Source organism: Stenotrophomonas sp. Steno-Z4, from assembly GCF_056393145.1.
This window is the reverse complement of record NZ_JBWJPC010000002.1, coordinates 19,353-39,893: the sequence shown is the minus strand read 5'-3', so window position 1 is coordinate 39,893 and position 20,541 is coordinate 19,353. Positions and strand designations below refer to the sequence as shown.

Genomic DNA, 20,541 nt, shown 5'->3' with positions numbered 1-20,541 from the left:
TGACCGAACGCGGCGCACCATTACTACTGCTGGACGTCGTGAATCCCTTGACGATCATTTCAAATAGCCCGCCTTGACGAATCTGGCACAACACGGCTGGCCGCGATCAACGGGCCCCAGCGCGCCACATCGTCGGCGCCCTGTGGATAGATCACGCAGGTGTCGTCGGGAAGCTTCTTGCAGCGCAGAACCCCCCGTTCATCGAATACCCGCCAGCCGCAGGCGTCGGCCTCGGCTTCGCAGATGCGCCGGCGCAGCCCCAGCAACAGGCTGGCGGCGCAATCGAAGCGGCAGCCCCGGAGCTCGATGCGATCCAGCGGCTGCAGGTCCGCCACGATCCGCTGGACCGACGGATGGGCCAGGTCGACGCGGTCGGTGCTCAATGCCAGCAGGCGCTCGTCGTGGCCGGCCAGGTGCTGCACGAAGTACATGGGAGTGGTCATCTCGCGGTTGCCTCGCCACGGGTCGGATGCCCGCGATGGCAACGATTTGACACCTGCCGGCGCCTGGGAAGAATTACGCGCTATCGATCGCCGAGGGCAATTTCGATGACGTTGCCTATCGCCGCGCGCCGGCAATGCAGGCGAAACGCCCACCCCGCAAAGGGCTCAGCCACTCAGCCCCAGGCGCACGCCAAACCCGATCAGGAAAACCCCCGCGACACGTTTCAGTACTACCCCCACACGCGGGTGCTGGATGATCCGACGGCGCAACAGGTTGCCCACCCCGATCAGCACCGAGCAGTACGCCAGGCTGAGCACGAAGATCAGCGTGGCCATGGTCGCGAACGTCACCACGCCCTGGTGTCGCGCCGGGTCGATGAACAGCGGCAGGAACGCCATGTAGAAGATGATCGCCTTGGGGTTGAGCAGGCTGATCAGCACCGCCTGGCGGAAGTAGTGCCCCGGCTGCAGCCGGATGCCGCCGGTGTCACCGCTGGCCGGAGCGGGCCGCAGCAGGCCGATGCCCACCCACACCAGATAGGCCGCACCGAGGTACTGCACCGCGTGGAACACCAGCGGGTTGGCCTTGAGCAGGGCCGCCACGCCGGCCACCGCCAGCCACATCAGGATCTGGTCGCCGAGCAGCAGCCCGAACAGCGCGGTATAGCCGCCGCGCACGCCACCGCGCCCGGTGGCGGTGAGCAGGGTGAAGGTGCCCGGCCCGGGCAGCGCCAGGAACACCAGCACGGCGATGACAAAGGTCCACAGGTCCTGGATGCCCATCCACGGCATGGCGGTGACTCGACTTCGGGGGGCCGCCATTGTCGGCTACCCGGCCCGCTGCCGACAGCGCTACGGCGCACGTCCCGGCAGATCGGCCAGCATCGGCTGCAGCCGATGGGCGCACAACGCATGCAGCTGGCGGATCGCGGGCGAAAACTGTTTGCGGTGCGGGCACACCAGGTTCAACGGCAGGCTGTCGCCTGCGCCCCCCATCAGCACCTGCAGGCGCCCGGCGCGCACATCGTCGGCCACATCCAGCCACGACTTGAACACGATGCCTTCGCCGGCCACCGCCCAGCGCCGCACGACGTCAGCGTCATCGCACACCAGCTGGCCGCGCACCGGGACCACCACGCGCCGCCCGTCCTGTTCGAAACTCCAGCGGTCGTAGGGACGCCCGGCCAGCTGGTAGACCAGGCAGTGGTGATCCTTGAGCGCGTCCAGCGAGGCCGGCGTACCCTGCCGCTCCAGGTAGGCCGGTGCGGCGCACAGCACGCGACGGTTGCCCGGCAGCAGCGGCAGCGCCACGTAGCTGGCGGTGTCGAAGCGGCCCAGCCGGAACGCGATATCCACCGGGTCGCGGAACACGTCGGCCACCTGGTCGGACAACAGCAGGCGCAGCTGCAGCTTCGGGTGCGCGGTACGGAACTCGGTCAGCCAGGGCAGCAGCACATTGCGGCCGAGATCAGAGGGCGCGGCCACCTGCAGCACGCCGCGCAGCTCGGCATCTTCGCCGCGCACCCGGGCCTGGCCCTCGTGCAGGGTGTCCAGCAGGTCCTGGGCATACGGTAGATAGAGCACGCCTTCAGCGGTGAGGCGCAGGCTGCGGGTGGAACGCACGAACAGGCGCAGGTCCAGCTCCCGCTCCAGCCGGGCCACGGCGGCGGCTACCTGGCCGGGCAGCAGGTCGGCCTCGCGCGCTGCACTGGAGAAGCTGCCCAGCGCGGCGGTGCGGACGAACAGCTGAAGATCCTCGAAGCGGACCATTTTCATTCCAGGAGTGAAAGTGCTGCTGCATTCTGCGCCTTTCCGGCTGAGACCGGGCAAGCCAACCTAAGCGCCTCATCCAAGGACCTTCCCATGAAAGCCATCGCCTATACCCAGCACGGCCTGCCCATCACCGACCCGACGGCGCTGGTCGACATCACCCTGCCAGTGCCGACCCCGGGCCCGCGCGACCTGCGCGTGCAGGTGCGCGCGGTGTCGGTGAACCCGGTGGACACCAAGGTCCGCCGTGGCGTGGCCGTCGAGGCCCCGCGCGTGCTGGGCTGGGACGCGGTAGGCATCGTGGACGCGGTGGGCAGCGAGGTGACCCTGTTCCAGCCGGGTGATGCGGTCTTCTACGCCGGCGACATCAACCGGCCGGGCAGCAACGCCGAGTACCAGCTGGTGGACGAGCGCATCGTGGGCCGCAAGCCGGCCAGCCTGGACGATGCGGCCGCTGCCGCGCTGCCGCTGACCGCGATCACCGCGTGGGAGCTGTTGTTCGACCGCCTGCGCATCGCCGAAGGCGGCGGTGAAGGCCAGACCCTGCTGGTGATCGGCGCCGCCGGCGGGGTGGGCTCGATCCTGGTACAGCTGGCGCGCCAGCTGACCCGGCTGACCGTGATCGGCACTGCCTCGCGCCCGGACACCCAGGACTGGGTGTACGCGCTGGGGGCCCACCACGTCATCGACCACAGCCAGCCGCTGACCGAAGGCCTGGGCCGGATCGGGATCGAGGCCGTCAGCCACGTGGCCAGCCTGACCCACACCGACCAGCACTACGCCCAGATCGTCACCGCGCTGGCACCGCAGGGCCAGCTGGCCCTGATCGACGACCCCGGCCAGCTCGATGTGATGGCGCTCAAGCGCAAGAGCCTGTCGCTGCACTGGGAATCGATGTTCACCCGCTCCAGCTTCAGCACGCCCGACCTGCAACAGCAGCACGTGCTGCTCAACCGGGTGGCCGAGCTGGTCGACAGCGGCGTGCTGCGCACCACGCTGGGCGAGAACTACGGCCGCATCGACGCGGCCAACCTGCGCCGCGCCCATGCGCACATCGAAAGCCACCGCGCGGTGGGCAAGGTGGTCCTGGAAGGCTTCTGAGCCTCAGGCCACGCCGTTGTCGCAGTGGCGGGCAAACCCGGGGCGCGGGCCGAGGCGGTGGAACCACGCCGCCACGGCCGGCAGTTCGGGTTTGTCGCCCGGGGTCAGCCGCCAGCGCTGGGTGGAAAGCCCCAGCACGATGTCGGCGAGGGTGAAGTCCTCGCCGGCCACGTAGGCGCCGGTCCCGGCCAGCTGCTGATCCAGGTGCTGCATGAGCCGGTTCCACTGCACCAGGCTGGCCTGCGCGGCGCCATCGTCAGGGTAGGCCGGGTGCTGGCGCACGCGGGCCATGAACACGTGCCGCCAGGCGGTGTTGAGGTCGGTGGCCTGCCAGTCCATCCATTGCTCCACCCGGGCCCGGGACCGCGGGTCGCGGGGCAGCAGGTCGTGGCGGCCGGCTGCCGCGGCCAGGTAGCGGCAGATGCTGTTGGATTCCCACAGCACGAAGTCGCCATCGCGGATCACCGGCACCTGGCCGTTCGGGTTGAGCGGGTGCAGGGCCGCGAGGAAATCCGCATCGTGGCCGTCGGCCCCGAGCTGCCGGTACTGCAGGCCCAGCTCGGCGCACAGCCACTGCACCTTGCGCACGTTGATCGACGTCGACTTTCCCAGAAGATCCAGCATGGAGCGATCCGGCGCAGCGAATGAGACCGGCTCAGCCTACACTTCTTCCATGCAACCTGAATTCCTCATCCTTGGCGGCCTGCTGTGTGCCGTCCTCATCCTGCAGCTGGTGGCCCTGCTGCGGCGTTCCGGCCATGGCGACCTTGATCAGAGCCTGCGCGAAGAAGCGCGGACCGGCCGCAGTGAACTGCGCGAGCAGCTCGAAGGGCTGGGCCGGCAGCAGGACGCGCGGCTGGAAACCTTCGCGCGCGCGCTGACCGACCTGTCCACCCGCACCGACCAGCGCCTGGACCAGCTGCGCGATGCGCTTGGCGAAGACGCGCGCAAGGCCCGCGAGGACGCCGGCCAGGCTCAGCAGCGCAGCGACGCCCACATGGCCGCGCTGCGCCAGGCCGTGGCCGACGATGCCCGGCTGGGCCGCGAGGAAGCCACGCAGTCGCAGCACCGGTTCGGCGAATCCCTGGGCCTGCGCCTGCAGGAGATGACCCAGCGCAACGAACAGCGCATGGGCGAAATGCGCGCCACGCTGGAGCAGCAGCTGCGGAGCCTGCAGGCCGACAACGCGCAGAAGCTGGACCAGATGCGGGTCACCGTCGACGAAAAACTGCAGACCACGCTGGAAGCGCGGCTGGGTGCGTCGTTCCAGCTGGTGTCCGACCGCCTGGAACAGGTGCAGCGTGGGCTGGGTGAAATGCAGCAGCTGGCCACCGGCGTCGGCGACCTCAAGCGGGTGCTGACCAACGTCAAGAACCGCGGCAGCTGGGGCGAAGTGCAGCTGGACAACATCCTGGAACAGACCCTCACCCAGGAGCAGTACGCACGCGGCGTCAAAATGCGCCCGGACAGCGGCGAAATGGTGGACATCGCGGTGCGCCTGCCCGGGCGCGGCCACGAGGACACCCCGGTCTGGCTGCCGATCGATTCCAAGTTCCCGCGCGAAGACTACGAGCGCCTGCTCGATGCGCAGGAGCAGGGTGACGCCGATGGCGTACGCGTGCAGGGCGCGCAGCTGGAACGCGCGATCCGGATCCAGGCCAAGTCGATCTGCGACAAGTACATCGTGCCGCCGCACACCACCGATTTCGCAGTGATGTTCCTGCCTACCGAAGGCCTGTACGCCGAGGTGATCCGCCGCCCGGGGCTGGTGGACCTGCTGCAGCGCGAACACCGCGTGGTGGTGGCCGGGCCGACCACGGTGACCGCGCTGCTCAACAGCCTGCAGATGGGCTTCCGCACCCTGGCCATCGAACAGCGCTCCAGTGAAGTGTGGAGCCTGCTGGGCGCGGTGAAGAGCGAGTTCGGCAAGTTCGCCGGCATCCTGGAAAAGGCCGAAAAGCAGATCAGCACGGTCGGCCGCAGCCTGGGCGAGGCCAGCCGCAAGACCCGCACCATCGAACGCCGCCTGCGCGGGGTGGAATCACTCGGCAGCGAGCAGACCGATCTGCTGCTGGGCGATGCCAGCGGCGACGATGACGATACCGGCGTGGATGAGACCACCCTCGCGCAGGACTGACACCTCCTGCCCGCACACTGCACTCCCCGCCTTCATTGTTTCCAAAAGGATTGAACCGATGCGCTTTGGCTTGATGTTGTCCCTGATGTTCGTGCTCGCCGGTTGCAGCACCGCGTCCCACCCGACCGATACCACCGCAACTACGCCCGGCACCGAAGGAGCCGTTGCGGATGCGGCCAGCTGTGCCGCCGCCGGCGGTGAAATGAAGCCGCTCGGCCGCCTGCAGCGGGTGCAGTGCGTGAAGCCGTACGCGGATGCCGGCAAGGCCTGCAGCGCCAAGACCGACTGCACCGGCCAGTGCCTGGCCGACGGCGAAACCGAACTCGTGGCCGGTGCGAAGGCGCGTGGTGTATGCCAGACCGACGTGAGCCAGAACTTCGGCTGCCGCCAGCGCATTGACAACGGCGTGGCCCAGGGCACGATCTGCGTCGATTGATTTCCCATTCCCAGGGCACATCTCCGATGTGCCCTTTTCACTTCGCACAGGATTTCCCGTGAGCCAGACCGTCTACGACATTCCCGTTTCCACCATTGAAGGCCAGGCCAGTTCGCTGGCCGACTACCGCGGCAAGGTGCTGCTGGTGGTCAATGTCGCCTCCAAGTGTGGGCTGACCCCGCAGTACGAAGGCCTGCAGGCACTGTATGCCGACAAGCAGGCTGCCGGCCTGGAAGTGCTGGGCTTCCCGGCCAACAATTTCCTGGCCCAGGAGCCGGGCAGCGACGCTGACATCCAGCAGTTCTGCCAGCTGGAATACAACGTCAGCTTCCCGATGTTCGCCAAGATCAGCGTGGCTGGCGATGACATCCACCCGCTGTACCAGCAGCTGACCCAGGCCCAGCCGGCCGCCACCGGCGAAGGTCCGATGCGCGAGAAGCTGCAGGGTGCGGTCGCCAAGTACCCGGATCTGGTCGTCAACCCGGCCCCCGGCGTGCTGTGGAACTTCGAGAAGTTCCTGGTGGGCCGCGACGGCAAGGTCATCGCCCGCTTCGCCCCCGACGTGCCGGCCGACGACGCGCGCCTGATCGCCGCCATCGACGCCGCACTCGCCGCCTGAGGGGCCTCGCATCTGCGCGCCCATGCGCCCGCAGGTGACCAGATGCTCAGATTTACCATACCACTAAGTGGTATGGTAAACTCATGACGCGAGTATTCAAGACGCGGGTGTTCGTCCGCATGATGCGCAAGCTTGATCTGACCGATGCCGCACTCTGCGCAGCGGTGCAGGAGATGATCCACGGACTGGTCGATGCGGATCTTGGGGGCGGCGTCCTGAAGAAGCGGGTTGCGCTACCGGGGCGGGGCAAGCGGGGAAGTACGCGCACATTGCTCGCCAGCAATCGTGGAAACCGCTGGTTCTTTCTGTTCGGCTACGAGAAGAATGTGCGTGCCAACGTCACGCCTGCTGAACGCGATGCATTGCAGCTTTTGGCCGTGGATCTATTGGGCATGCCGTCGGCTTCCTTGGACCTGGCTCTCGAACGAGGCGAATTGCAGGAGATCTGTCATGGCAAACAAAAGCCTTAAGGCTGGTACCCGGAGTGCGGTACTCGACGCAGTGCATGACACTGCCCGCGGCCTGCAGGATCACGGCTTCATCGACCAGCGACGGATGCATCAGTACGACGCACTGTGCCTTGAACCTGTACCCGAATACAGCAGTGCGCAGATCCGCGCGCTGCGCGACATGCTGAAGATCAGCCAAGCCGTGCTGGCCGGTGTCCTGAACACCAGCGTTTCCACGGTGCGAAGCTGGGAGCAGGGAGACAAGCGGCCCAGCGGGCCATCGCTGAAGCTGCTGAACCTGATCGACAGGAAGGGCCTTGAAGCAGTGCTGTAATCCGGCAGGTACAAAAAAACCCCGCCGAAGCGGGGTTTTTTCTTAGTTGCCCCAGTTGGGCATCGGCATCGCGTCGACCGGGATCGGCGCGTCGTCCGCGTCCTTGCCGCGGTCACGGCGGCCGCGCAGGTCGTTCTGGATCTGGTAGTTGCGGCGCTGCAGCCAGGCATCGCGGGTCAGCGCGTACTCGTCCACGGCGCCATCGCGGATGTCATCCAGTGCCAGCAGCTGCGAGCGCATGTCCACCAACTGCAGGCCCTGCAGGGGGATGCGGACCTTGTCTTCTTCGATCGTGCGGATCGGCGACAGCGGAATGTCGCCAGCCAGGCCGAACACGTCGCGCACGGTACGCGGGCCGAAGAACGGCAGCTCCACGTAACGCGAGCTGCGCCAGCCCCAGGCACCCAGGGTCTGGCCGAAGTCTTCACTGCGGCGCGGTACCAGCGCGCGGCTGGCCGGGTCGAAGAGACCACCGATGCCCAGCGTGGAGTTCATCACGAACCGGCCCAGGCTGTCCCATGCATCCCCGGGGCGGCCCTGCAGCAGCTGGTTGGTGATGGTCACCGGCGCGCGCAGGTTGCTGAAGAAGTTGGTCACGCCGGTGCGTGCGAAGCGCGGCACGACATTCACGTAAGCGGTGGCCAGCGGGCGCGCGACCGCGCGGTCGACCACGTTGTTGAACGCGTGCACGCGGCGGTTGAAGCCTTCCCACGGGTCGTACGGCGAGCGGCCCGGTTCTGCACCGTCGGCGGTCGGCGCCGGACCGCCGTACAGCGCGGCGAAGTCGTCCTCGGCACCGGTCGGCGCGACCTCCGTGGCGGCCGGCACGGGCGCGCCACCGCCTTGGGCGGAATCAACGGCGGCCACGGGTGCCGCAGGGCTGGCGACGGTCGGCGAGGTCGCTGCATCGGCGGCGCTGTCGGCCGCTATGGGAGCCGCCGGTGCGGAGGCAGGCGCCACCGCCACGCTGGCGGGCGCGCTGTCGCGGGCCGGCTTGGCTGCACAGGCACTCAGCGCCAAGGCCAGCAGGAGAAGGGAGGCGGTGCGTATGACGTTCATGTCAGCTCGCGGCAGAAGGGGCATTGAAATCCAGGGACGGCGCCAGCCGATAGGCGGCGCTGAGTTCGGTGAAACCAGGAGGGGTACCGTTGAGAACCAGCGTACGCCCGTTCGCCCGCGCGCGCGCCGACAGCTCGGCCAGCAGCGCCAGGCCGGCGCTGTCCACGCCCTCCACCGCCGCCAGGTCGAGCTGGGAGATGCTGTCGGGGAGGGCCTTCAGCTGCGGCCACAACGCCACGACCGCATCGCGGTCCAGCACGCCGGTGAACCGGGCGCGCGGACCGTCGAGCTGTACGGTGGCGTTACTTGCCATTACCGGCCGGCCCGGCCTGCAGGGTACCGCCCCGCAGTTCCTTGGCCACTTCCTGGATGCCCTTCTGGCGCAGCGGGCCGTCGAACTGGGTACGGAAGGTCTGCACGTAGGAAATGCCTTCGATATTGACGTCGAAGATCTTCCACTGGCCGTTGACGTTGCGCATCAGGTACTCGACCGGGGTCGACTCGCTGCCGGCGCGCAGCAGCTCGGTCGATACCTTGACCCCGCGGTTGCCCGGCAGCGGCTGCTCGCCCTTCAGGCGGAAGCTCGGCTTGCCCTGGATGGTCAGCAGGGCCGAACCGTAGCGCTGCATCAGGTTGTCGGCCATGGCATCGGCAAACAGCTTCACGTCCGCGTCCGAAGCCGTGCGCGCGTTGGAACCCAGCACCAGGCGCGCCGCGTAATCACGGTCGAAGGTGCGGTTGAGCTCGCTGTCGATATAGCTGCGCAGCGCGGTCGGGTTCTTGCTGAACTCCGCACGGCGCTGCTGCAGGGTGTTCAGGATGCGGGAGCTGGCATCCAGCACCACCTTGCCGGCCTGGCTCTGCGGCGCGGCGGCGGTAGCCGGGGCGGCCTGGGCGAACGACATCGAGGGCAGGGTGGCGAGCAGGGCCGAAGCGAGCAGCGCCGGGATCAGGGTCTTTTTCATTTCTGCGGTTCCGTTGCCGGCGCTTCCGCGCCGGGAGCTTCCTGGGAAGCGGCGCCGGCATTACCCGGGCCGCTGAACATGTACTTGCCAACCATCTGGATCAGGTCCACGGCCGGCTGGGTGAAGACGATCTCGTCACCGGACTTGAGCACCTCCGGGTCACCGCCCGGTTGCAGTCCGATATAGCTCTCGCCGAGCAAACCGCTGGTGAATATGCCGGCGGAGGTATCGGCCGGCAGATCCTTGAACTTCGGGTCCAGCTTCAGGGTGACGATCGAATCGAAGCGGACCGGGTCCAGGTCGATGTTGCCCACCTGGCCCACCACCACGCCGCCGATCTTCACCGGCGCCTGCTTGCGCAGCTGGCCGATCTGGGTGAAGCGCGCCTTGAGTTCGTAGCCCTCGCTGCCAAAGCCCCAGCGCTGGTTGGTCGATGCCATCGCCAGCACCAGCAGCGAGGCCAGCGCCAGCAGCAGGAAGGCGCCGACGGAAAATTCGAGTCTGGGACCGCGGATGGCCATGTTCATCTCACCGTATCTGATCAAAGGGGGTTGCGGGTCAGCGGAACATCATGGCCGACAGCACGAAGTTGAACATCAGCACCAGCAGCGAGGCGTTCACCACCGCGCGGGTGGTGGCCACCGACGTGCCCTCGATGGTGGGCTCGGCGTGGAAGCCCACGTACGACGCGACCAGCGCGGCGGTGCCGCCGAAAATGGCCGACTTCAGCATTGCCACGCCGAAATCGTCCCAGAAATCCACGCTGTTGCTCAGCGCCGACCAGAACACGCCGTTGTCCAGGCCCAGTACGTGCACGGCTTCGAAGTAGCTGGCGCTGATCGCCAGCGAACAGAAGATGCCGGTGAGCAGGGGCACGGTGACCACCGCCGCCCAGAAGCGCGGTGCCACCACCTTGGCCACCGGATCGATCGCCATCAGCTCCAGCGCCTTGATCTGGTCGGTGGCGCGCATCAGCCCCAACTCCGCGGCAATCGAGCTGCCGGCGCGGCCAATGAACAGCAGTGCGGTCAGCACCGGTGCCAGTTCGCGGTACAGCGACAGGCCCAGCAGGGTGGACAGCGCATCTGCGGCGCCGAACGTGGTGAGCGTGCGGTAGCCCTGCAGGGTCAGCACCAGGCCCACGAAGGCACCGCCCACCGCGATGATCGGCAGCGAACGCGCGCCCACCTTGTAGATCTCGCGGGTGAGCTCGGCCAGGAAGTCGGCGGTCGGCAGCGAACCGCGCAGCACGGTCAGCGAGAACAGGCCGGCTCGGCCCAGTGAACGGGTGCTTTCAACGAACGGCATCAGGCCACCTTCGCGCGGGGCGCGGCATCGAACGGGATCGGGCCGTCCGGCTGTCCGTGCAGGAACTGGCGCAGCAGCGGGTCCTGGCTGGACTCCAGCGCGACCGGGCTGCCCTGGAAGACCACGCCGCCATTGGCAATGGCGATCACCTGGTCGCAGATCGGCAGGGTCTCGTGCACATGGTGGCTGACGATGATGCTGGTCAGGCCCAGGCTGTGGTTGAGGCGCTGGATCAGGCTCATGATCACGCCGCTGGCGATCGGGTCCAGCCCGGTCAGCGGTTCGTCGTAGATCATCAGCGGCGGGTCCAGTGCCAGCGCGCGCGCCAGTGCCACCCGGCGCGCCATGCCGCCGGACAGCTCGCGCGGCCAGGCATCGGCGGCGGCCAGCAGGCCCACCGCATGCAGCTTCATGTCTACCAGCCGGCGCAGCACCGGCGCCGGTAGCTTGGTGTGCGTGCGCAACGGCAGCGCCACGTTCTCGGCCACGGTCAGGTCGGTCAGCAGCCCATTGCCCTGCAGCAGCACGCCGACACTGCGGCGCATCGCGCGCAACGCGCTGCTGCCGGTGGGAATGGGCTGGCCGAACAGGGTCACGCTGCCCGCCGCGGGGCGCAGCTCGCCGGTCAGGGCGGCCAGCAGCGTCGACTTGCCGCTGCCCGACGGGCCGAGCACGGCGGTGATGCTGCCACGCGGTACCGACAGCGAAACGTCGCGCAGGATCGCCCGACCGCCGCGATCAATACGCACGTTCTCCAACTGCACCAGCGATTCTGCGGAAGCCGTCATGGACGCCATTAACAAAATTCCAACGTTGTAAGATCGTGGTGGGCGGCTGAACAAAACCGAACTGGACCGTGCAGTATTGTCGCATGTCGGCATCCCAAGCCCCGCCACGGCGCGGTTCCCGGCCCGCAACACTGCGTACCGCCCTGATCTGTGCGGGAGGTCACAGACGTCACCGGCCTGCCGCCCGTATCGGCGAGGGTCGAGATTGGCGCCGGGCTGCGGCACACTGCCGCGATGACCGACCCCGCTTCAGACTTCCGCCTGTACCACTCCAATTCGCTCGACGTGCTGGCCGCGCTGCTGGCCCGCACCCTGCGCGAGCCGGTGGCGGGGCAGTCGATCCTGGAGCCGGACGTGGTGCTGATTCCCCAGGTGGCGATGCGGCGCTGGCTGCAGTCCACCCTGGCGGCGGAGTATGGCATCGCCGCCAACCTGGCGTTCCTGACCCCGGGCGAGTTCGTGGCCCGCGCGCTCAATGCCAATGTGCCGGGCGAACATGACGACCTCACTGCCGCCGCGCTGCACTGGAAGCTGTACGCCGCGCTGACCGACCCGCTGCTGATGGCGCAGCCGCCGCTGCGCGCGCTGCAGGCGTACCTGTCCCAGCCCGACCCGCTCAAGCCGTGGGCGCTGGCCGGGGAACTGGCCTCGGTGTTCGAGAAGTACCAGGCCTGGCGCCGCGACTGGCTGCTGCGCTGGGAGGCCGGCGCCGACCCGCTGGATCCGCAGGCGATCCTGTGGCGCCACATCGGCAGCGGCCACCAGTACCGCGCGCGTCGCATCCATGCTTATCTCGACGGCTTCGAAGGCGCGGACCGTCCATTGCCGGCGGGGCTGCCGCCGCGCCTGTTCGCCTTCGCCACCTTGAACGTCTCGCCGGATGTGCTGCGCGTGGTGGCCACCCAGGCGCGGGTCGGCACGCTGCACTTCTACCTGCCCACGCCGACGCGTTCCTACTGGGGCGACCTGCAGACCCTGGGCGGGCGGCTGCGTGCTGGCGCGGTTGATCCGTTCGGCAATGGCAGCGATGAGAACCGCCTGCTGCAGGCCTGGGGCGCGGCAGGGCGCGACTTCATGGCGGTGCTGGGCAGCTATGAAGTGGTGCATCCTTCCGGTGAGATCGCGGCCTACGACGATCCCGAAGACGACGCGCGCCCGGACATGGCGCACGGCGGCCTGTCCGACAGCCTGCTGCACCGCCTGCAGCGCGACCTGTTCCACCGCCGCGCGCAACCGGCCGGTGCGCTGCGCCCGGGGCTGCTGCGCAACGACCCCAGCCTGCAGGTGCATGCCTGCCACACCCGCCTGCGCGAACTGCAGGTGCTGCACGACCAGCTGCGTGCGCTGCTGCAGGACCCGCGCTTCGATCCGCCGCTGCAGGCACGCGACATCGCGGTGCTGGCACCGGACATCGACCCCTACGTGCCGTACCTGGAAGCGGTGTTCGGCGGTCGCAGCGGTGGCGAAGACCACATTCCCTACGCCCTGGCCGATACCAGTCCGCTGACCGGCGAACCACTCGCCGATGTGTTCGTGCACCTGCTGGGATTGCCGGTGTCGCGCTTTGGCCTCAATGAAGTGCTGGACCTGCTGGCGAGCGCGCCGCTGGCCGAAGCGGCCGGGCTGGATGCGGCCGCGTTCGACCGCCTGCACGACTGGCTGCAGGCCGCCGGTGCGCGCTGGGGCTTGAGTGCGGCGCACCGCGCGCAGCACCAGGCACCGGACGATGATGCCTACACCTGGCAGTTCGCGCTGGACCGCCTGCTGCTGGGCCATGCCAGCGGCAGCGACGGCGACATCGCCGGGGTGGCGCCGTGGCCGGAGCTGGAAGGCAGCGCACTGGATGCGCTGGACCGCCTGCTTGGGCTGATGCGGGTACTGGCCCGTTACCAGCGCGCACTGGGCGAGGCGCTGACACCGGCGCACTGGCGCCAGCGCCTGCTGGCCATGCTGGATGCGCTGTTACCCGAGGCACCGGAAGCGGCCAGCAGCCAGCGCGCGCTGGAACGGCTGCGCAAGCTGGTCAACGAGTTCGCCCGCGATGCCGAACGCGCCGGGTTCACCGGTACGGTACCGCCAGAGGTAGTGCGCGCACATTTCGCCGGCGCCTTGAGCGAGGCCGATACGCGCGCGCCGCTGCTCACCGGTGGCATCAGCTTCGGGCGCATGGTGCCGATGCGGCTGCTGCCGTTCCGGGTGATCTGCGTGCTCGGCCTGAACGATGGCGATTTCCCGCGCCGCGACCCGGCCGCCGGGCTCAACCAGCTCACTGCCGAACTGGGTACCGACAAGCGCCGCCACGGCGACCGCTCGCTGCGCGAGGACGACCGTTTCCTGTTCCTGCAGCTGTTCGCCTCGGCGCAGGATGTGTTCTACCTGAGCTACCTGGGCGCCGATCCGCGCGATGGCAGCGTGCGCGAGCCCTCGGTGCTGGTCAGCGAGCTGATCGATGCCGCCGCCGAATACCATGAGGATCCCTCGGCGGCGGCAAAGCAGCTGACCGTGCGCCATTCGCTGCAGCCATTCTCGCCGGCCGCCTTCGGTGGCGGCGATGAGCCGCGCCGTTTCAGCTACCGCCAGCAGTGGCACCCGGCCGCCGGTTCGCTGGGCAGCGTGCGTCGCGCGCCGCCGGCGTGGTTCGAGCAGGCGCTGGCGCCGCTGGAGCAGGAGGGCGCGCCCGAACTCTCTCTGGACGCGCTGCGCCGCTTCCTGGTCGATCCCGCCGGGCAGTTCCTGTCGCAGCGGCTGGGCCTGCGCCTGCCCGATGACCTGACCACCGCCGACGACCTGGAGCCACTGGTGCTGGCCGGCCGGGGACTGGAGCAGCGCCTGCTGCAGCACGCGGTGATCGAGGCGACCCTGCAGGGCGATGACACCCCTCTGTATGCACGCCTGCGCGCCCGCGCGCTGCTGCCGTCCGGCGCACTGGGCGAACGCCAGTTCCAGGCCCTGCAGGAGCAGACCCGCCCGTATGCGTTGGCACTGGCCCAATGGCGCGGCGACAGCGACGCCGACAGCCGCCGCTATGAGGTGGAGATTGATGGCGTGCGCCTGCATGGGCGGGTGGACGACATCCACCCGCAGGGCATCGTGCGCCTGCGCGCGGGCAGCTTGAACGGGCCGGCGGCGATCCGGCATGGGCTGGACTGGCTGCTGGCCAACGCCGCCGGCGATGCGCTGGCGCTGGTCGAGTTCCACGACGGCGGCGACGACGGGGTAGGGCCGCACGTGCTGCCGGCAGTGCCCGCGCCCACCGCCAGGGCGGCGCTGCAGGCGTTGCTGCAGCTGCGCCGCGAGGGCATGTGCGCGCCCCTGTTGTACGGGCCGTACACCGCCTGGACGCTGTACCGCGCGCCCGCCGCCAAGCGCGAAAGCGAAGGCTGGGCGCAATGGCATGGCGGCGAACGCCGCTGGGGCGAAGCCAGCGGCGATGCGGTGCAGCTGGCCCTGCGCGGCCGCGATCCCTTCGCCGACGCAGACAGCTATCAACAGCTGCTGCACACCAGCTTCGTGGTGTTCAGTGCGGTCCGCGAGGGCCGGGTGTTCCAGGGCTTCAGCGACGAAGGAGCCGTGGCATGAGCGGGCTGATGCTGCAGGACGACCCGTACCTGTCGCTGCCGCTGGACGGCGTGCGCCTGATCGAGGCCAGCGCCGGCACCGGCAAGACCTTCACCCTGGCCACGCTGTTCACCCGGCTGGTGGTGGAGCAGGGTTACCGCATCGGCCAGATCCTGGCGGTGACCTTCACCGACGCGGCCACCCAGGAACTGCGCAAGCGCATTCGCGAGCGCCTGGCGCTGGCCGCGCAGCTGCTGGCGCGCGCACCGGCCGCCGACGACGCACCCGAGGTGCAGCTGACCCGCTACCTGCTGCAGCGCGAACTGGCGCTTGGCCGGGAAACCCCCGCAGCGTTGGCCCAGCGCCTGCAGACCGCCGCCGATGAGATCGACCTGGCCTCGATCTTCACCATCCATGGCTTCTGCACCCGCGTGCTGCGCGAGCACGCGCTGGAAAGCGGGCATACCTTCGACCCGCCCACGCTGCTGCCCAGCGAACGCGAACTGCACGACCAGCTGGCGGCCGACCTGTGGCGCGTGCATGCCAACGACCCGGCCACGGTGGATGCGTTGACCCGGTTGTGGTCCGCGCCCGATGCGCTGGCGCGCGACCTGTCGGCGCTGATCATGCCGTTGCCGCTGCGGCCCGCGTTGCCGCACCAGCATCTGGAGGATCCCAGTCCCGCGCTGCAGGTGGCCGCCGAGGCGCTCGGCAGTGCGATCGACGCGCATGTCGACGCCGCCCAGGCCAGCATCGCCAACGCCTTCGAGCGCAAGTTGTTCGACGGTCGCCGCGCGCGGAGGCCGAGCTTCGACAAAGCCTTTGCCGAGCTGCTGGCCGGTCGTGCAGCGCGCACCTGGCCGCGTGGTTCCACCTCGCACCTGGGCAAGCTGCTGCCGGTGGCGTTGCTCGGGTTCTGCAAGGAGGACCAGCAGGGCCATTGCCCGGCCTCGCCGCTGTTCGATGCGCTGCAGACCTGGTGGCACGCCGCCGATGCCTGCGACCAGTGGCTGCGCCAGCAGGCGCTGCTGCTGCTGCACCAGCTGCGCGGGCAGGCCCGTGCGCGGCTGGACGAACTCAAGCGGGTCGGCCGCGTGCAGACCTACGATGACCTGATCGACGGCGTGGCCGCCGCACTGGAGGGCCCGCACCGCGCGGCGCTGGTGCAGCAGCTGCGCGCACAGTACGCCATCGCGCTGGTGGATGAGTTCCAGGACACCGACGACCGCCAGTGGGGCATCTTCCAGCGCGTGTTTGGCGATTCGCCCGAAACCCGCGACGCCGGGCTGGCGCCGGCGCTGTTCCTGATCGGCGATCCCAAGCAGGCCATCTACGGGTTCCGCGGCGGCGACATCCACACCTACCTCAAGGCCAAGCGCGAAGCAGAGGCCGCACCGGCGTTGAACCGCAACTTCCGTTCGCGCCCCGGCGTGCTGCGCGCGCTGCAGGCGTTGTACGACGCCGCAGGCGAGCGCGCGTTCCTGGAAGCGGACATCGCCTTTGAACCGGTGCTGCCGGGCAGTACCCGCAGCGATGCCGATTTCCTGCGCGATGGCCAGCCCGCACCCGGGCTGACCCTGCGCCTGCTGCGCAGTGACGATGGTGCTGACTTCAAGGCAGACCCCTCGCGCCAGCAGGCCACCGACGCCTGCGTGGCCGCGATCCACCAGGTGCTGCTGGAGGGTCGCGCAGGCCGCGCGCTGCTGCGCGGGCAGCCGGTGCAGCCAGGCGACATCGCAGTGCTGGTGCGGCGCCACCACGAAGCCACCCGCATCCAGCGCGCGCTGAGCGCGGTGGGCATTCCGGCGGTGGCTGCCGGCAAGCAGAGCCTGTACGCGACCGCCGAAGCCCGCGAGCTGCGCGTGCTGCTGCTGGCCCTGCTGCAGCCGGCCGATGAAGGCCGCCTGCGCGCGGCGCTGTCGACCGTATTGCTGGGCGAAAACGCCGCCTCCATCGACGCGATGGAGCGCGACGGCGACCCGCAGCGTGCGTTCCAGACCCGGCTGCTGCTGTGGCGGGAACGCTGGCTGCGCGGCGGGCCGTTCGCGGTCATCGCCGACCTGTGCGCCGAACACGCCGAACGCCTGCTGGGCCTGCTGGATGGCGAACGCCGGCTCACCAACTACCTGCAGCTTGGCGAGCTGCTGCAGCAGGCCGCGGGCCAGGCGCTGGGCATGCACGGCCTGCTCGACTGGCTGCAGGTGCAGATGGCACACGCCGACCAGGACGACGAACAACAGCTGCTGCGGCTGGAATCGGATGCGCGCCGGGTGCAGATCATCACCCTGCACAAGAGCAAGGGCCTGGAATACCCGCTGGTGTTCCTGCCGTTCGTGGGCATCGACAGCGGTGGCGGCAACACCGACTCCAACTGCACCGTGTACGCCGAAGGTCGACGCGAGCTGCACTGGAAGCTCGACAAGGACGAGGCCTGGAGCGCGGCCAGCGAGCGCAGCGCACAGGAGCAGCGTGCTGAAGACGCGCGCCTGCTGTATGTGGGCCTGACCCGCGCCGAGCACGCGTTGTGGATCGCGGCCGGCGACCTGGCCGGGCTGGCGAAGACGCGGCTGGCGCCGATGCTGTCCGACCTGGAAGCGCTGCGCGCGCACCCGGACATCGCGGTGATCGAAGGCCCGGTGGAGCCACGCCCGGCGCAGCTGCAAGTGCAGCGCGAAGGCGAGCTGCCGCCGGTGCGCGCGATCACCCGGCGGGTGCCGCACGACTGGTGGGTGTACAGCTTCACCCAGCTGGCCCACGCCGACGCCGGCCACGACACCGACGCGGTGGCCACCGAAGCGCCGGCCCCGGCAGCCGACGAACCGGCCGGCGTGGAACTGCCGCTGGAAGTGGAACCGCCCGCGCCCGGTGAGCCGCAGCCGGAGATCGACCCGCGCTTCATGGGCAGCCGCTTCGGCAACGTGCTGCACGATGCACTGGAGAACACCGATTTCGCGCGCTGGGCGGACTGGCGCGCGGGCGACCCGGCGCCGGGCGATGAGGCCGAGGTGCTGCGCGAATCGCTGCGCAGCGAAGGCTACGCCGATGCCGACCTGGACGACGGCGTGGCGGTGCTGGTGCCGCTGGTCGGCCAGACCTTGACCGTGCAGCTGCCCGAAGGCGGCGCGCTGCACAGCGTGCCGCTGCACGACCGGCGGGCCGAGATCGAGTTCCACTTCGCCATGCAGCCCACCGCGGTGCCGGCGCTGCTGCAGCTGCTGCACCACCACGGGCTGGTGCCGGACCGCCGCGGCTTTGGCACGCGACGCCAGCTCGAGGGGCTGATGACCGGCAAGATCGACTTGACCTACGTGCGCGACGGACGCTGGTACGTGCTCGACTACAAATCCAACCGCTTGCCCGGCTACGACGCCGCGCGCCTTGCAGCCGCCATGCAAAGCAGCGAGTACGACCTGCAGGCCTTGATCTACACCGTGGCACTGCACCGCTGGCTGCGCTTCCGGCTGGGCAGCCACTACATACAGGAGCGCGACCTGGGCGGCATCCGCTATCTGTTCTGCCGCGGCCTGGAAGCGGGACGCGCCGACGCACCGGGCGTGCATGCGCAGCGCTTCGCCCCGGCCCTGGTCGAGGCGATGGATGCACTGTTTGCAGGCGGCCCCGGGAAGCACGCCGAACTGGTGGCACGCGCGCGGGGTGAGGCATGAGCCTGCTCGACGCACTGCTGAAGCAGGGCACCCTGCGCACGCTCGACCATGCGCTGGCGCAGAGCCTGCGCCGGCTGCAGCCGGAGACGCCGGATGCGGTGCTGGCCGCCGCCGCGCTGGCCTCGCTGGCGGTGGCGCAGGGCCACGCCGGCGTCGACCCGGCAGCGCCCCGGCGGTTGGTGGATGCCGAGCTGGACTGGCCTTCGCCAGACACATGGCTGGCGCAGCTGCGTGCATCGCCGTGGGTGGCATCGCCCGACAGCGACGACGTGCTGGCCGCCGATGCACCGCTGGTGCTCGAACACGGCCTGCTGTACCTGCGCCGTTACCGCGAATACGAACGCCGTTTGGCACTCGGCCTGCAGCGCATCGCCGCGCATTCTTTGCCGGCGCACGATCCGGGCGGGCTCGCCACGCTGTTCGCCCAGCTGTTCCCGCAGGCGCTGGAGGGCATCGACCACCAGGCGCGCGCGGCTGCAGTGGCGCTGCGCCATCCGCTGGTGCTGGTCACCGGTGGCCCCGGTACCGGCAAGACCACCACCATCGCGCGCCTGCTGGTGCTGTTGGCCGCGCAGGCGCAGCAGGCCGGTGCGGCCCTGCCACGGGTGGCACTGGCCGCCCCCACCGGCCGCGCCGCCGAGCGCATGGCCGACAGCCTGCGCCAGGCGCTGCAGCGGCTGCGCCTGGTGGGTGTCGCGTCCGAACTGGCCGAGGCCATGCCGACCACCGGGGCGACCCTGCACCGGCTGCTCGGCGTCATTCCCGATTCGCCACGCTTCCGCCACCACGCCGACAACCCGCTGCCGTACGACATCGTGGTAGTGGACGAGGCCTCGATGATCGACCTGCCGCTGATGACCAAGCTGGTCGAAGCGGTGGCCAGCGGCACCCGGCTGGTGCTGCTGGGCGACCCGGACCAGCTGCCGTCGGTGGAAGCCGGTGACGTGCTCAGCGCGATCCTGCAGGCCAGCGGCGACGGGCTGGGCACCCAGGCCGATGACGCGGCCGCGCTGCGCCCGCTGCTGGCCGCCCCTGCGTTGCTGCCGCTGGCCCCGCCCCGCGCGTTCGCCGGTCGCCGCGTGCAGCTGCAGCGCGGGTACCGGCAGAGCGATGCGCTGGACCTGGCGCCGCTGGCGCGCGCGGTGCGCGAGGGCGACAGCGCTACCGCGCTGCAGCTGCTGCGCGGCGGCAGCCTGGCCGGCGTGGCGTTCCACGAAGACCAGGTCGACCCACTGCTGCAGCACCGGCACACCCTGCTGCCGCACTGGCGCGGGTTGGGCGAAGCCGATGATCCGGTGCAGGCGCTGGCGCAGGCCGGACGGCTGCGCCTGCTCACCGCGCTGCGCGAGGGGCCGCAGGGTGCGCGCGGGCTGAACGAGCGGATCGAAGCCGCCCTGGCCGGCAGCGCGCGCCCGGGCAGTGGCCCGCGCTATTTCCATGGCCGGCTGCTGCTGATCACCGAAAACAGTTACCGGCACCGGTTGTTCAACGGCGATATCGGCTTGTGCCTGCGCAGCCGCGAAGGCGCGATGCTGGCCTGGTTCCCCGGCGACAGCCCGGAGCAGCCACGCGCCTTCCACCCGGCGGCGTTGCCCGCCCACGAAAGCGCCTTCGCCATGACCGTGCACAAGGCACAGGGCTCCGAATTCGATGAGGTCTGGTTGCAGCTGCCTCGGCGCGACAACCGGGTGCTGTCGCGCGAGCTGGTGTACACGGGCATGACCCGCGCGCGGCAGGCGTTGCATGTGCTGGGCAGTGCAGAGGTGATGCAGGCCGCGTTGGCGCGGCATGCCAGCCGGTTGTCCGGGCTGGCGCAGCGACTGGAGGGTAGAGCCGGGCCTTGCCCGGCTGTACCTGCAGCGCCCGCCCAAGGCGAACTCTGGTAGAGAAAGGCGCTACCGACGCTTGC

The 20,541-nt window shown here is 69.5% G+C and carries 18 protein-coding genes and 1 pseudogene; 9 read left to right on the top strand and 10 right to left on the bottom strand.

The window, feature by feature from the left end:
* Positions 1–59: 59 nt before the first annotated feature.
* The 3 genes and pseudogenes from AC06E7_RS06640 to AC06E7_RS06630 all read right to left on the bottom strand — a co-directional run.
* Positions 60–443 carry a hypothetical protein gene (locus AC06E7_RS06640; RefSeq protein ID WP_184126369.1) on the bottom strand — a complete coding sequence of 128 codons (384 nt, stop codon included), beginning with the start codon at positions 441–443 and terminating at the stop codon, positions 60–62.
* A gap of 165 nt (positions 444–608) precedes the next feature.
* Positions 609–1,235: a leucine efflux protein LeuE gene (gene leuE / locus AC06E7_RS06635; protein WP_217537879.1), complete on the bottom strand. Its 627-nt coding sequence runs from the start codon at positions 1,233–1,235 to the stop codon at positions 609–611.
* A gap of 16 nt (positions 1,236–1,251) precedes the next feature.
* Positions 1,252–2,219, bottom strand: a pseudogene (locus AC06E7_RS06630) (LysR family transcriptional regulator); the annotation flags it as partial.
* Positions 2,220–2,306: 87 nt separating this feature from the next.
* Here AC06E7_RS06630 and AC06E7_RS06625 point away from each other — a divergent pair.
* Positions 2,307–3,314, top strand: coding sequence for a zinc-binding alcohol dehydrogenase family protein (locus AC06E7_RS06625; protein WP_478063679.1), 1,008 nt, complete (start codon positions 2,307–2,309; stop codon positions 3,312–3,314).
* 3 nt (positions 3,315–3,317) lie between these two features.
* Here AC06E7_RS06625 and AC06E7_RS06620 read toward each other — a convergent pair whose 3' ends face one another.
* Positions 3,318–3,938, bottom strand: coding sequence for a glutathione S-transferase family protein (locus tag AC06E7_RS06620; RefSeq protein WP_068847989.1), 621 nt, complete (start codon positions 3,936–3,938; stop codon positions 3,318–3,320).
* Positions 3,939–3,987: 49 nt separating this feature from the next.
* Here AC06E7_RS06620 and AC06E7_RS06615 point away from each other — a divergent pair, with 49 nt between their 5' ends.
* The 5 genes from AC06E7_RS06615 to AC06E7_RS06595 all read left to right on the top strand — a co-directional run bounded on the left by AC06E7_RS06615 (position 3,988) and on the right by AC06E7_RS06595 (position 7,289).
* A complete protein-coding gene (locus AC06E7_RS06615; protein ID WP_478063677.1) occupies positions 3,988–5,451 on the top strand; it encodes a DNA recombination protein RmuC in 1,464 nt (487 codons plus the stop codon).
* A gap of 58 nt (positions 5,452–5,509) precedes the next feature.
* Positions 5,510–5,887 (top strand): hypothetical protein, encoded by a 378-nt coding sequence (locus AC06E7_RS06610; protein ID WP_217537882.1) that lies wholly within the window; start codon positions 5,510–5,512, stop codon positions 5,885–5,887.
* A 58-nt stretch (positions 5,888–5,945) separates the two neighbouring features.
* Positions 5,946–6,506, top strand: coding sequence for a glutathione peroxidase (locus AC06E7_RS06605; protein ID WP_184126375.1), 561 nt, complete (start codon positions 5,946–5,948; stop codon positions 6,504–6,506).
* Positions 6,507–6,589: 83 nt separating this feature from the next.
* A complete protein-coding gene (locus AC06E7_RS06600) occupies positions 6,590–6,976 on the top strand; it encodes a type II toxin-antitoxin system RelE/ParE family toxin (RefSeq protein WP_095362373.1) in 387 nt (128 codons plus the stop codon).
* Positions 6,957–7,289, top strand: coding sequence for a helix-turn-helix domain-containing protein (locus AC06E7_RS06595; protein ID WP_095362372.1), 333 nt, complete (start codon positions 6,957–6,959; stop codon positions 7,287–7,289). Before AC06E7_RS06600 ends, AC06E7_RS06595 begins: the two co-directional genes overlap by 20 nt.
* 42 nt (positions 7,290–7,331) lie before the next feature.
* Here the strand turns inward: AC06E7_RS06595 and AC06E7_RS06590 are convergent, their stop codons facing one another.
* The 6 genes from AC06E7_RS06590 to AC06E7_RS06565 are packed head-to-tail and all read right to left on the bottom strand — an operon-like array spanning position 7,332 to position 11,409.
* A complete protein-coding gene (locus AC06E7_RS06590; RefSeq protein WP_478063675.1) occupies positions 7,332–8,348 on the bottom strand; it encodes an MlaA family lipoprotein in 1,017 nt (338 codons plus the stop codon).
* A 1-nt stretch (position 8,349) separates the two neighbouring features.
* Positions 8,350–8,661 carry an STAS domain-containing protein gene (locus AC06E7_RS06585; protein WP_068847978.1) on the bottom strand — a complete coding sequence of 104 codons (312 nt, stop codon included), beginning with the start codon at positions 8,659–8,661 and terminating at the stop codon, positions 8,350–8,352.
* Positions 8,651–9,313, bottom strand: a complete 663-nt coding sequence (locus tag AC06E7_RS06580) for an MlaC/ttg2D family ABC transporter substrate-binding protein (protein WP_478063673.1) — start codon at positions 9,311–9,313, stop codon at positions 8,651–8,653. The genes AC06E7_RS06585 and AC06E7_RS06580 overlap by 11 nt, the downstream gene beginning before the upstream one ends.
* Positions 9,310–9,834: an outer membrane lipid asymmetry maintenance protein MlaD gene (gene mlaD, locus AC06E7_RS06575; protein ID WP_068854468.1), complete on the bottom strand. Its 525-nt coding sequence runs from the start codon at positions 9,832–9,834 to the stop codon at positions 9,310–9,312. The genes AC06E7_RS06580 and mlaD overlap by 4 nt, the downstream gene beginning before the upstream one ends.
* A gap of 37 nt (positions 9,835–9,871) precedes the next feature.
* A complete protein-coding gene (locus AC06E7_RS06570) occupies positions 9,872–10,621 on the bottom strand; it encodes an MlaE family lipid ABC transporter permease subunit (protein WP_478063671.1) in 750 nt (249 codons plus the stop codon).
* Positions 10,621–11,409 (bottom strand): ABC transporter ATP-binding protein, encoded by a 789-nt coding sequence (locus AC06E7_RS06565; RefSeq protein WP_478063669.1) that lies wholly within the window; start codon positions 11,407–11,409, stop codon positions 10,621–10,623. The genes AC06E7_RS06570 and AC06E7_RS06565 overlap by 1 nt, the downstream gene beginning before the upstream one ends.
* A gap of 234 nt (positions 11,410–11,643) precedes the next feature.
* Here AC06E7_RS06565 and recC point away from each other — a divergent pair, with 234 nt between their 5' ends.
* From recC to recD, 3 genes are read left to right on the top strand one after another with little or no spacing between them, the layout of a single operon-like run.
* Positions 11,644–14,988, top strand: coding sequence for an exodeoxyribonuclease V subunit gamma (gene recC / locus AC06E7_RS06560; protein WP_478063667.1), 3,345 nt, complete (start codon positions 11,644–11,646; stop codon positions 14,986–14,988).
* On the top strand, positions 14,985–18,632 hold the full coding sequence (recB, locus tag AC06E7_RS06555; protein ID WP_478063665.1) for an exodeoxyribonuclease V subunit beta: 3,648 nt from the start codon (positions 14,985–14,987) through the stop codon (positions 18,630–18,632). The genes recC and recB overlap by 4 nt, the downstream gene beginning before the upstream one ends.
* Positions 18,629–20,518 carry an exodeoxyribonuclease V subunit alpha gene (recD, locus tag AC06E7_RS06550; protein WP_478063663.1) on the top strand — a complete coding sequence of 630 codons (1,890 nt, stop codon included), beginning with the start codon at positions 18,629–18,631 and terminating at the stop codon, positions 20,516–20,518. The genes recB and recD overlap by 4 nt, the downstream gene beginning before the upstream one ends.
* The last annotated feature ends 23 nt before the right edge of the window (positions 20,519–20,541 follow it).

Bases quoted from the DNA above. Each gene is read 5' to 3' on its own strand.
- AC06E7_RS06610 (WP_217537882.1), top strand. From the start codon at position 5,510: ATGCGCTTTGGCTTGATGTTGTCCCTGATGTTCGTGCTCGCCGGTTGC.
- recD (WP_478063663.1), top strand. From the start codon at position 18,629: ATGAGCCTGCTCGACGCACTGCTGAAGCAGGGCACCCTGCGCACGCTC.
- mlaD (WP_068854468.1), bottom strand. From the start codon at position 9,834: ATGGCCATCCGCGGTCCCAGACTCGAATTTTCCGTCGGCGCCTTCCTG.
- AC06E7_RS06590 (WP_478063675.1), bottom strand. From the start codon at position 8,348: ATGAACGTCATACGCACCGCCTCCCTTCTCCTGCTGGCCTTGGCGCTG.
- recC (WP_478063667.1), top strand. From the start codon at position 11,644: ATGACCGACCCCGCTTCAGACTTCCGCCTGTACCACTCCAATTCGCTC.
- recB (WP_478063665.1), top strand. From the start codon at position 14,985: ATGAGCGGGCTGATGCTGCAGGACGACCCGTACCTGTCGCTGCCGCTG.
- AC06E7_RS06600 (WP_095362373.1), top strand. From the start codon at position 6,590: ATGACGCGAGTATTCAAGACGCGGGTGTTCGTCCGCATGATGCGCAAG.
- leuE (WP_217537879.1), bottom strand. From the start codon at position 1,235: ATGCCGTGGATGGGCATCCAGGACCTGTGGACCTTTGTCATCGCCGTG.
- AC06E7_RS06570 (WP_478063671.1), bottom strand. From the start codon at position 10,621: ATGCCGTTCGTTGAAAGCACCCGTTCACTGGGCCGAGCCGGCCTGTTC.
- AC06E7_RS06640 (WP_184126369.1), bottom strand. From the start codon at position 443: ATGACCACTCCCATGTACTTCGTGCAGCACCTGGCCGGCCACGACGAG.
- AC06E7_RS06595 (WP_095362372.1), top strand. From the start codon at position 6,957: ATGGCAAACAAAAGCCTTAAGGCTGGTACCCGGAGTGCGGTACTCGAC.
- AC06E7_RS06580 (WP_478063673.1), bottom strand. From the start codon at position 9,313: ATGAAAAAGACCCTGATCCCGGCGCTGCTCGCTTCGGCCCTGCTCGCC.
- AC06E7_RS06565 (WP_478063669.1), bottom strand. From the start codon at position 11,409: ATGACGGCTTCCGCAGAATCGCTGGTGCAGTTGGAGAACGTGCGTATT.
- AC06E7_RS06585 (WP_068847978.1), bottom strand. From the start codon at position 8,661: ATGGCAAGTAACGCCACCGTACAGCTCGACGGTCCGCGCGCCCGGTTC.
- AC06E7_RS06625 (WP_478063679.1), top strand. From the start codon at position 2,307: ATGAAAGCCATCGCCTATACCCAGCACGGCCTGCCCATCACCGACCCG.
- AC06E7_RS06620 (WP_068847989.1), bottom strand. From the start codon at position 3,938: ATGCTGGATCTTCTGGGAAAGTCGACGTCGATCAACGTGCGCAAGGTG.
- AC06E7_RS06615 (WP_478063677.1), top strand. From the start codon at position 3,988: ATGCAACCTGAATTCCTCATCCTTGGCGGCCTGCTGTGTGCCGTCCTC.